The organism is Methanomicrobiales archaeon (assembly GCA_030019205.1).
Classification (GTDB): Archaea; Halobacteriota; Methanomicrobia; order Methanomicrobiales; family JACTUA01; genus JASEFH01.
On the sequence record JASEFH010000016.1, the window covers coordinates 52,903 to 62,623 of the forward strand.

The 9,721-nt window shown below is 51.5% G+C and carries 11 protein-coding genes; 6 read left to right on the top strand and 5 right to left on the bottom strand.

Annotated elements, in window-relative coordinates; translation table 11 throughout:
- Positions 1-175: 175 nt before the first annotated feature.
- The 3 genes from QMC96_09395 to QMC96_09405 all read right to left on the bottom strand — a co-directional run bounded on the left by QMC96_09395 (position 176) and on the right by QMC96_09405 (position 1,953).
- Positions 176-580, bottom strand: coding sequence for a cupin domain-containing protein (locus QMC96_09395; protein MDI6876970.1), 405 nt, complete (start codon positions 578-580; stop codon positions 176-178).
- 231 nt (positions 581-811) lie between these two features.
- On the bottom strand, positions 812-1,054 hold the full coding sequence (locus tag QMC96_09400) for a hypothetical protein (GenBank protein ID MDI6876971.1): 243 nt from the start codon (positions 1,052-1,054) through the stop codon (positions 812-814).
- A gap of 20 nt (positions 1,055-1,074) precedes the next feature.
- Entirely contained in the window at positions 1,075-1,953 is an 879-nt protein-coding gene (locus QMC96_09405) for an epoxide hydrolase (GenBank protein ID MDI6876972.1), read from the bottom strand.
- A gap of 633 nt (positions 1,954-2,586) precedes the next feature.
- On the opposite strand from QMC96_09405, the gene QMC96_09410 reads away from it, so the two are divergent.
- A complete protein-coding gene (locus QMC96_09410; GenBank protein MDI6876973.1) occupies positions 2,587-3,522 on the top strand; it encodes a DNA adenine methylase in 936 nt (311 codons plus the stop codon).
- A gap of 385 nt (positions 3,523-3,907) precedes the next feature.
- Here QMC96_09410 and QMC96_09415 read toward each other — a convergent pair whose 3' ends face one another.
- Positions 3,908-5,128: an AN1-type zinc finger protein gene (locus QMC96_09415; GenBank protein MDI6876974.1), complete on the bottom strand. Its 1,221-nt coding sequence runs from the start codon at positions 5,126-5,128 to the stop codon at positions 3,908-3,910.
- A 179-nt stretch (positions 5,129-5,307) separates the two neighbouring features.
- Positions 5,308-5,757 carry a PGF-CTERM sorting domain-containing protein gene (locus QMC96_09420; GenBank protein ID MDI6876975.1) on the bottom strand — a complete coding sequence of 150 codons (450 nt, stop codon included), beginning with the start codon at positions 5,755-5,757 and terminating at the stop codon, positions 5,308-5,310.
- A gap of 489 nt (positions 5,758-6,246) precedes the next feature.
- On the opposite strand from QMC96_09420, the gene QMC96_09425 reads away from it, so the two are divergent.
- From QMC96_09425 to QMC96_09445, 5 genes are all read left to right on the top strand, one after another.
- Positions 6,247-6,528 carry a hypothetical protein gene (locus QMC96_09425; protein MDI6876976.1) on the top strand — a complete coding sequence of 94 codons (282 nt, stop codon included), beginning with the start codon at positions 6,247-6,249 and terminating at the stop codon, positions 6,526-6,528.
- Between the two features lie 437 nt (positions 6,529-6,965).
- Positions 6,966-8,066 carry a DUF4331 family protein gene (locus tag QMC96_09430; GenBank protein ID MDI6876977.1) on the top strand — a complete coding sequence of 367 codons (1,101 nt, stop codon included), beginning with the start codon at positions 6,966-6,968 and terminating at the stop codon, positions 8,064-8,066.
- Between the two features lie 679 nt (positions 8,067-8,745).
- Positions 8,746-9,315 carry a nucleotidyltransferase domain-containing protein gene (locus tag QMC96_09435; GenBank protein ID MDI6876978.1) on the top strand — a complete coding sequence of 190 codons (570 nt, stop codon included), beginning with the start codon at positions 8,746-8,748 and terminating at the stop codon, positions 9,313-9,315.
- Entirely contained in the window at positions 9,308-9,622 is a 315-nt protein-coding gene (locus QMC96_09440) for a HEPN domain-containing protein (GenBank protein MDI6876979.1), read from the top strand. The genes QMC96_09435 and QMC96_09440 overlap by 8 nt, the downstream gene beginning before the upstream one ends.
- Positions 9,622-9,721 (top strand): IS5/IS1182 family transposase (locus QMC96_09445; protein ID MDI6876980.1); only part of this gene is annotated, 100 nt, incomplete at its 3' end. The genes QMC96_09440 and QMC96_09445, both read left to right, overlap by 1 nt.

Below are 9,721 nucleotides of genomic sequence, written 5' to 3' on the forward strand. Positions count from 1 at the left end.
TGTTTCATCAGAGTCATGCTGGAAGAACGCAACCCCGCATAGAGCCCAGGTGCACCGGGCTCTCAAATCGCAGCATGCGGCGCCCATAGGAAGGGTGCGATGCGGAGCATCCGAACGATCCCGTCGCACCGACGCAGTCGGGGCGGTATGACGAAGGGGGATTCCCCGGAGAACATCAGACCGCAGGGACGGGGACAACGAGAAATAATGCGTAGCCCTCGCCGATATTCCGCGTCACGTGCCCCTTCCCCGCGGTGTCTTCCAGCAGGATGAGGTCCCCCGATCCCAGCCGCCGCACCGTCCCGTCCGTCGTCTCCACCTCCACCGCACCCGACATGAGGGCCAGGAACTGCCGGGCGGGAGCCGGGTGCAGTTCGCCGATCCAGCCGGGCGGAAACGTGTAGAAGCGATACTTCGACGCGGGTCTGTCCTCGGAGACGTAGAACGGGGCGGCGGGTGGCGCTGCCTGCACGAGACTCTGTTCGATCGTCACGGTGTCGACGTGCGAATCGCCCCGGGCGTCCGTATATACCCTGTGGTACTTCACCTGTGCGATACGGGGCGAGTGCGGTTTCGTCATGGTCGTCCTCGATGTGCGGGGAATGCTTCCCGATAAGAGTACGAACAGGGCCATAACGGATGAATGTTGCGGAAGGTCTTCGGCCGTGGGAGGTCTGAGTCTCCAGCAGCGCTGCGAATTGGAGGGGATCGACGCGCGGACGATGATCCACCGCCGACCAGCACCCGGACCGCGGGAGTGAGGGGTAGGGAGATAGTGCCTCCCCTTCACGGCAGGATTCGGCCTGCCGGATTATTCCCGGAGAGGGCGGAAGAACTCCCGCATATCTTCTGCGATCAGCTGCGGCTCCTCCCATTCGGCAAAGTGACCTCCGCGGGGAAGCAGGGTCCAGCGCTGGATATTGAAGAATCGCTCCTCCCATTCGCGGGGCGACAGCGCCAGCCCGCGGGGCGGCATGGCCTGAGCCGTCGGAGTATCGATGTGGCGGAACTGTTCGGGGTCCGGGTGCTGGGTGGACTCGTAGTACAGACGCATGGAGGAATGGATGGTCTCCGTTACCCAGTAGAGCGTGAGGTGGTCAGCAGTTCGTCCCTGGAGAATCGCCTCTCCACGTCGCCGCCACTGTCGCTCCACTTCCGGAACTTCTCCACGATCCAGGCGGCAAGACCGGCCGGGGAGTCGTTCAGGCCGTACGCGAGAGTCTGAGGGCGGGTGGCCTGGATCGCGGCGTAGCCGCCCTCATCCTGGAGCAGAATGCGGCTCGTCTCCAGGTACGCCTGCTCCGCTTCGGTCAGGGGTCCGGGCGGAGGGGAGAACGGAGGGGTGGCACCGGACAGGTGCAGTCCTGCCACGTTCCGGGGGAGGCGGCGCGTCATCCCCATCGCCACGCCAGTCCCCAGGTCGCTTACCCGGAGACCGAACCGCTGCCACCCCAGCCCGTCCCGAACCAGGCGGGAGAATATCCCGGCTATGCGGGAGATGCTCATCCCCTTCTCCGTCGGACGATCGGAGAATCCGTATCCGGGGAGCGAAGGCACCACCACGTCGAAAGCGTCAGACGGGCCCCCACCGTAGCGGGCCGGATCTGTGAGCATCGGAATGATCTTCTCCATCTGAAGGAAGGAGCCCGGCCAGCCGTGGAGGAGCATGACGGGGAAGGGATCTCTTCCCTTCCCCCGCTCGTGGATATAGTGAATCCCGAATCCATCCACGGTCGCGCGGAAGTGGTGGAACGCATTCAGCCTCGTTTCTATAGCCTTCCAGTCGAAGCGGTCCCGCCAGTACCGGACGAGTTCCTGCATGTAGGCGAGATTGGATCCGTAATCCCAGCCGGCGCCAGCCACCTCGTCCGGCCAGCGCGTGCGGGACAGGCGGTCCCGGAGATCCTCCAGAACAGGGTCGGGAACAGCGATGGTGAAGGGCTCGATCTGCATGGGCAACCCATACAGGATGGAAGAGATATAGGTTTCTGCCGCCCGGATGCAGGTCTCTGGCTGCGAGAAGCTGTTCTCCGCTGGTTAAGCATTCATTCTCTGGAACAGGATAGGTAACGGTTGAAGCGTGAAGGCAGACCCTGCCAGAACCCGGGCGGGGCTAAAACATTCCCCAATGCCTGCTTCTCATGCAGGATGAAACGGCACGCGCTCCTCCCCACCAGGAGTCCTGAACCTGTGAAATACCCGCTCTGTCGAGTCCTTGACAGCTTCAGCGCACATCATACTATTAGATTCAGGCAATACGCCGCCAGCAACAACATCCCTCTCGTGCATCATCCACCATCCGCTCCGGATCTCAACCCGATCGGATCGGGCGAGCGATCCGGCGGGAGCGACGTTCATCCCCGGCTGCAGACACCTCACTGTTCCGATTGCACAACCATTCAAGAAACGTGCAGCGAAGAGAATGAATTGAGAGAAGTGGGTGGCTCACTCTCTGAGTCCGAAGAATAGTTCGGACCTGTTGAGCAAGCAACGATAGTTGCGAACCGCCAGGTCGGATTCCATATGCTATAATGTCAGAGAGATACCAGTATAATCAAGACTGTATCGGCAGGAGTTCTCCGGGACATGGGAAAACGGACACGACTCGTTCCATCGGCTCGACCATTTCTCAAGTGGGCTGGAGGCAAAACCCAGCTGCTGAACGAGCTCACCCGACGTCTGCCAGGAGAATTGACAGAAGGAGAAATTACGAAATATGTCGAGCCATTTGTTGGCGGAGGGGCGTTTTTCTTCTATCTTAACCAGAGATTTTCGTTTGAACAGTGTTACATCTGCGATATCAATGAAGAACTGGTCCTCTCCTATCGTGTGATTCAACGCTCCGTAAATAGATTAATCTCTGAACTGAAAACGCTTGAGTCAGACTATCTTTCCCGGAGTGAGAAGGAGAGGGAGTCGCTCTATTATGAGATCCGTGATGCATTCAATCGGAAACGATCGGAGATCGACTTCGAGACATACAGCTCAGAATGGATCGAACGTGCAGCCCAGATTATCTTCTTGAATCGCACCTGTTATAACGGCCTGTTTCGTGTAAACCGAAGAGGAGAATTCAACGTCCCATTCGGAAGGTACAAAAATCCGGAAATTTTGAATGAAGATAATCTAAAAGGCGTCTCGGAGTTGCTGAAAACAACGCAGATCCTGCTGGGCGATTTCACCCGGTGTCGAAAATATGTGGATGATCGTACATTTGTATATTTTGACCCACCTTACCGTCCGCTCAATCCGACTTCATCGTTTACCTCGTATTCAAAGAATGGATTTCGCGAAGAAGATCAGGTGCGTCTTGCCAAGTTTTTCCGGGAACTTGACGAAAAGGGCGCAAAAATTATGCTGAGCAATTCAGATCCAAAAAACGAGAATCTCGACGACTCATTTTTCGATGATCTCTTCTCTGATTATTATATCGAGCGTGTTCCTGCAAAGCGTATGATCAATTGCAACGGCGCCCGTCGAGGGGATATTAACGAATTAATTATTACTAACTATCGCATATAGAAGGCATAATCGTGCTTTGATGACGCAAAATGACATTGCCGGGGAGAGAATTTTCAATCGCCTGCACCTGCTGGCTGCTATTGAACAACATGGTTCTGTCTATGTCAGTGCAGACGAGATCCAGCAGGCAAGTGACCGACGTGATCCTCGACTCCTTGCCAAACAGAATACAAAGGACTCTCGTTCGAGAATATTCAAGCAGCATAATCGATGCTTTCGGTTGAGAACAGCAAGTAAGGTATCTTTAAAGACGAAGCATCGATGACCTGGGGGTCTTCTCCATTTCTCCCTAAAGTTCCAGAGCATGAATCGTACATTTCTCCAAAATGTGGCACGATTCCACATATCTGGTGAGTAGGGGCATGTCTATTGCCACGAGTGAGAATCAGGTGTCATAACCCAGATCATATTTTTGCGTAAGTGCAAGCCATTGTGAATAGTGGTACTGATCGAGGACCCGCCCCATCGATTCCAGGTTCTTTAATGCGATCGCATCCTGGTATTCCCTGCTCACATCGAGGGAATTCGTTCCTCCTTTGAGATGAATGATAGTTACATCGGATGTAACTTGAAAGCCGCCAAGATACGTGTCAGGGATGTACGTGATGATTGTAGGCCGTGTCGTTTCAATGAACGCATATCCGCTGTTCTGAAAATCGTACGGGCTATCGCATTTCACTCCAACCGCCATATGATCGGAGAACTCAAACAGCACCACATCGTAACCCAGTCTGTTCAAGAGGTAGCCCAGGAGCAACGCCTTATCGGTGCATACCCCCTGGTTGTGGTGAAGTGTCTCGTAGGGGTAGTACCAATCGGTATGCGTCCCGGAATAACGGCTCCAGCTGTAGGGAATGTGCTGGACCAGGCTGATCGCTATCCGAGCCTGGGAATCGGGAGAAGAAGACGTCTTTTTAATCTTCTCGATAAGCAGCTCGAGATACTCGTCCTGATAGTGATTTTCCAGCAACTCCATGATGACTTCATCTACGTAATCGTATCGATATGTATGGCTCTCCTTGGAAAAATAATCGTTCAATCCGCTATAGGTTGTAAAACTCAAAGTTTTTCTACCGCCGAAATAGTAGGGGTAACTGTGCGATTTTGGCGCATCGTTAAAAGATGCCGAAGGATCGATCGTTGGTCCAACAATAGGGATATCTGAAATTGGAAAACTCTGATCATCTGTGGGACCAGAAGATGCGGCTTGCGTCGATAGAGATTCCTGGGAGATGGGGGAAATAGAGTCATGCAAACTATTTCCTACCGAGGAAACGAGCCCGATTATGTGAGGATAGAACAGGATTAGGCCAGCAATAATCGCAATAATACCGAAGGCCTTCGTTATCCTGCGTTTTGTTCGCCATGTTGGTTTGCGTGAGGGAGGTTTCTTTGGATATTCATTTGCACAATTATCACGCGGATAATAGCCCTCAGGCCTTCTCTTGGAATAATCCCTTTTCTCCGGGCAGGAATGGTACTCAGGCAATCTATGGTCGGAACAAAAATGGTGTTTACACCGCCTACACGTATACGGTAAGCCCTCAATTTGACGACCACAGAAATAGCACGTAGCCACGTTCAATAACAATTGCCAAAAGAACATAACCCTTTCGAAATTTCGATACTATCGGGATACAATCAGGGTTGGAGAACAAAGAAGCGATTCAGAAGAAAAATTCTACAGAGCCAAAATGGTGACATTTGATTAATTGAGTCCCGGTTATTCAAGACAATCGAATACGCCGCTAAAAAAGGTAATGGCTCTATAAAGGTATTATTCCTTCATACCCTCTTCCGTATGAACAATACGATTGCACAACTCAGTCCGATAAGTGCAATCAGTGTTCCAAATCCGGGTAACGCAAACGCCGGCAGTTCACTTTTCGCATAGATCTCTGTTGTGAACGCGTCTGATCCGGTTAAATGCCACTCGGCTTTATTCCCACTCACTACATTCGCATTTGTATCGACAATGTTACCGGGCATTTCGAGATAGTAGTGGATGGCGACGCCCCCCAGCATGGCTTCCGTATAATCGTTAGAATCGCCAATAGGTTCATCTGACAGGAGTCGTCTGTCATTGTAAACCATGTAGCCGCTTTCTTTTTTGATCTGCCATTTTTCAGGATCCGTTGATTGCACTGGTTGTGTACTGGCGATACGGATCGTAACAGTACTTCCATCCCAGACTTCGTTGTAGGTATACGTCCTCGGGTCAGCATTCGATGTCATCGACTCCCTTAAAGAGGAGTAACCCTGCTCTTTTGCGTTATTCTTAAGGGCATTGTACACAAATTGACTCGTTGTAAGTTCGATCGAATACGAGCCCAGTGTGGCATCTGGGTTTACTTTTGAGTGGATTTCAAGAGTAAAGCAGCCACAAGAAAGCACCAAAAAACCATGAAAAGGCAAAAAATTGAGTGGTTTGCTCTCATAAGGGAAATATCACCTTAAACGATATTTAGGACTTTTTATTTCGATCTCCCGTCTCATCGGCCAAATGAGATCTCAAGTACTCATGAGGATTGGATGGTTTGGATCCTGCTACTTCTGCATTCAGTAAGGGTTGTATGCGCAAAATATCTCTAAAGTGCCAGGTCCCTCAGCTCCCCTTCCTCCCATTTCAGAACAACACGAGATCGTCCGCCGCATCGATGCCCTCTTTGCCCTCGCCAATAAGATCGAGGTCGATTTTGCTGCGGCACGCGGAAAATCGAGACAATGCGGCAGTCCCTTCTCTTCCGGGCATTCTCCGGGCGACGGGCCCCCACCGAGGCGGAACTCGCCCGGCGGGAGGGGCGCGAGTACGAGCCGGCATCGGTCCTGCTAGAGCGTACCCGCTCTGAGAGGAGAAAGAAGATGGGGAGAAGAGAGGTTTCAGTCCACGTTGGTATGAGGGTGTGTCCACTCCTCGCTGAAGAGTTCGGAATCTCAAAACAGCATCGGATGATCCTGAAGACGCTGAGAGTATGTGTTTATCTCGCCGGGAAGCCGGGCAAATGAGGTGCATCAACGGGCTCCTTCATCGAATTTACAACCACAGCCAGGGTAATTCCATGCTGAAAATGAATCAAATAGAAATTGCCAGATTCAATCTGGTCGAATGCCGTCAAACTCTAAAGTAAGATCATTGTCTGGCTCAATCGCCTCAAAATCCGAGAAGAGGTTGCCGAGGAATTACTTCCGAGGTGTATCACAAGCAATAACTGCATAAGTTCCTTGTTGCGTATCTTGGAAGATAAGAATCGGTACAAATCAACGTAAGTTGACTTAGAAGCAGCGCATCAGGGATATGTCAATCGACGTTGACATACATTTGTAAAAGGTATACATGGTCACGGTTAGGTGACTTAGGGCTACAAATGTTGACTTGATGTGACGTTTCGTTTGGTTGATTCAATAATACTTGCACGTGGTCGACCACACGCTGTGATTGCGCTGTGCAGACACAAAAGTATAAAACGTACGATGATCCTCACTCGCCGGTGTTTTTCATGACGCACCACTATTCAGGACCAAATTTTGGCTTCCCTCGCGGAGACGCTCGTGTGGATTTCACCGATCTTTTTGCGTTTCCCAAACCCGGCGACGCCAGCAAGTCCATCATTATCATAAATACGCATCCTTCTCATGGGCTCGATCCAGAGAGACCGTTCAACCAGCAGGAACCGACAACCAGCGAACCCTACGCACCCGAGGGTCTCTACGAGCTGAGAGTGGATACAGACGAGGACATGGTCGCGGACATCGCGTATCGGATGCGCTTCTCCTATAACGAAAATGGTACGACGATGGCGACTGTACGTCGGGCGGAGGGAGAAGAGGTTGCCAAAACAGGCGATGCAGGAGAGGTTATCTTCCAGGGATCGCCCGTATCCATGGGTCCCGAGGCAAAGGTGGCGGAGTCCGGTGCGTATCGCCTGTTTGCCGGCTGGCGCAGCGATCCGTTCTTCTTCGATATCGATGGCGTTCGGAACAACATGCAGTTCACGGGGACGGACTGGTTCGCCGACAAGGATGTCTGCAGCATAGCCTTAGAGATTCCCGTCAGCGAATTGGGCGGAGGAGCAAGGTTGAACTTATGGGTTCGGACGCTCGTGCAGGTCGACGGTGCCTGGGTGCAGGCGGACCGCGGTGCGAGACCCACGCAGACCCCCTTCATGGCGGAAGCAGAGAGGGAGGCATACCTGGGTGGCGAGCCGGCAGATGACGAGCGGTTTGTGCCCATGTTCGCACACGTTCTGGAGCAGAGTGGGGGGTATACCCAGAAAGGGGCGGAGGCGGCAGCGAGGAGCCTGTTGCCCGATGTATTGCCCTACGATCCCGGGAAGGAAGCAGCGTATCCAGCAAATGGGAGAAAGCCCGCGGACGATGGGAAAGGCGTCTTTCTGACGGTTTTCAACGGCAGATTGACCAGTGACAGGACAGGACCGCACACCGACATGCTGGACGTGTTCCCGTACCTGGGTGCACCGCACATCCAGAGGACCTTCCGTGCAAAGACGCAGCAATCCAGTTCGATGGCTGCGCCAGGGGGTTGAATTTCCCGTGGTCCAAGCTGAACGGTATCGATTCTGCAACATGGACTTTTTTTGGAAGGAGTTCATGCAGATACCGGACCTCCCCTGTATGAGGAATTAAAGGAGACATTAGTTCGAATTTTTTGTCGATCAACATCACGTTTTTAGTCCTGGACTCTTTAAATAGATCCTGCTAACGAGGATGTTCGGTCTATGGTGAAGGGAAATAATGGAAAACCGAATGCCAATACAGGCAAATCGGGCAACATATTCACCTAACACTCTCCGAAGACGCCGTAAAAAATCCTGAAAGATACGGGCAATACGGCCTCCAGAGCGATAGTAAGACTATTTTTTTGAGCATTCACGGAATCGAGGCCCATTCGAGTGTTGATTGGCGAAAAGGGATGGGTCCGGAGGGATTCGGACCCCCGACCTCCGCCGTGTGAAGGCGACTCAGGAAGCAAATCGAGCAATAGAATCGGTGGGATTCGAGAAAAGAGTGTGAGAGAAAGAATTCCAGAACAATACTCGAAGAATGCAGTACCTTTGTGGAAGTACCACCCGATTCGTTTCCAGATCTCTTCTCTTGAAAATGCTCAATAAAAATGATTATTCCCATCCTCGATATTCGATTGAGTATAAAATGTAATCGATTGAGTATATTTTATAATCAATTGAGTACAATATTATAACTAACATGCTGGAGATGCTCATCTCATCCGAGACGCGAGTCCAATTGCTTACCTTATTTCTTCTCAATCCTGGTAATGAGTACTATATCCGTGAAATCGAACGATTGACGGGGAAAAACTACAACATCGTTCGAAATGAGTTGAATCGATTGAAATCCTTCGGTTTAATTAAATCCACTCTCAAAGGGAAACAACTTTACTACACGGTAAACCAGAACTTCTTTTTATATGAGGATTTACAAAAAATCGTCCTGAAGACGGAGGGCGTCTCCAAATACCTGAAGGACAGACTGGCGGATCTGGAGACTATCGAGTGCATATTTATCTATGGCTCCTTTGCTTCCGGAAAAGCCATCGCTACGAGCGATATCGATCTGTTCATCGTCGGAGAGGCGAGCGATGAGCAATTGATACCAACCATCAATGAATGCGAGAAGACCATTCAGAGAGAGATCAATTACACATTGGTGCGGAGAGATGAATTGCTCAAGCGAATGAAGGAATCCGATCCGTTCGTCACACATGTCATGAATGGTCCAAAAGTGGTCATCTTCGGAGACTGCAACTATGGTTAAACGGCTGGAGAAGGAGGGAAAGATCGAGAAATTTAGGGTCGATCCTAAGGTCGTAAAGGAGTCGATGACAATTGCAGAACGTGATCTCGCCGTGGCAGAAAAGAACCTGGAGATCAACGATGAATGGGCATGGAATATCGCGTACAATGCAATCTTATCAGCAGGCCGGGCGCTGATGTTTGCAAAAGGGTATCGCCCGAAAGGGGATGAACGGCACGTTGCGGTGCGGGAATTTCTGGAGAGAATTCTGATTATCCTCCCCCTCCAACCACAAGAGCTTTACCGGAGCACGACAAATGGTGAGTGATGGATTCGCTCACCGATTTTGCCCTGAACGAGGAGTACAAACGCATCCAGAAACTCGGGGATAAGCTCTCCGAACTCGAGTCACTGATCGACTGGGAAG

Excerpts from the sequence above, each read along its gene's own strand:
- QMC96_09420 (MDI6876975.1), bottom strand. The coding sequence starts at position 5,757 with ATGACATCGAATGCTGACCCGAGGACGTATACCTACAACGAAGTCTGG.
- QMC96_09400 (MDI6876971.1), bottom strand. The coding sequence starts at position 1,054 with ATGCGTCTGTACTACGAGTCCACCCAGCACCCGGACCCCGAACAGTTC.
- QMC96_09410 (MDI6876973.1), top strand. The coding sequence starts at position 2,587 with ATGGGAAAACGGACACGACTCGTTCCATCGGCTCGACCATTTCTCAAG.
- QMC96_09440 (MDI6876979.1), top strand. The coding sequence starts at position 9,308 with ATGGTTAAACGGCTGGAGAAGGAGGGAAAGATCGAGAAATTTAGGGTC.
- QMC96_09435 (MDI6876978.1), top strand. The coding sequence starts at position 8,746 with ATGCTGGAGATGCTCATCTCATCCGAGACGCGAGTCCAATTGCTTACC.
- QMC96_09415 (MDI6876974.1), bottom strand. The coding sequence starts at position 5,128 with ATGTTCTTTTGGCAATTGTTATTGAACGTGGCTACGTGCTATTTCTGT.
- QMC96_09425 (MDI6876976.1), top strand. The coding sequence starts at position 6,247 with ATGCGGCAGTCCCTTCTCTTCCGGGCATTCTCCGGGCGACGGGCCCCC.
- QMC96_09395 (MDI6876970.1), bottom strand. The coding sequence starts at position 580 with ATGACGAAACCGCACTCGCCCCGTATCGCACAGGTGAAGTACCACAGG.
- QMC96_09405 (MDI6876972.1), bottom strand. The coding sequence starts at position 1,953 with ATGCAGATCGAGCCCTTCACCATCGCTGTTCCCGACCCTGTTCTGGAG.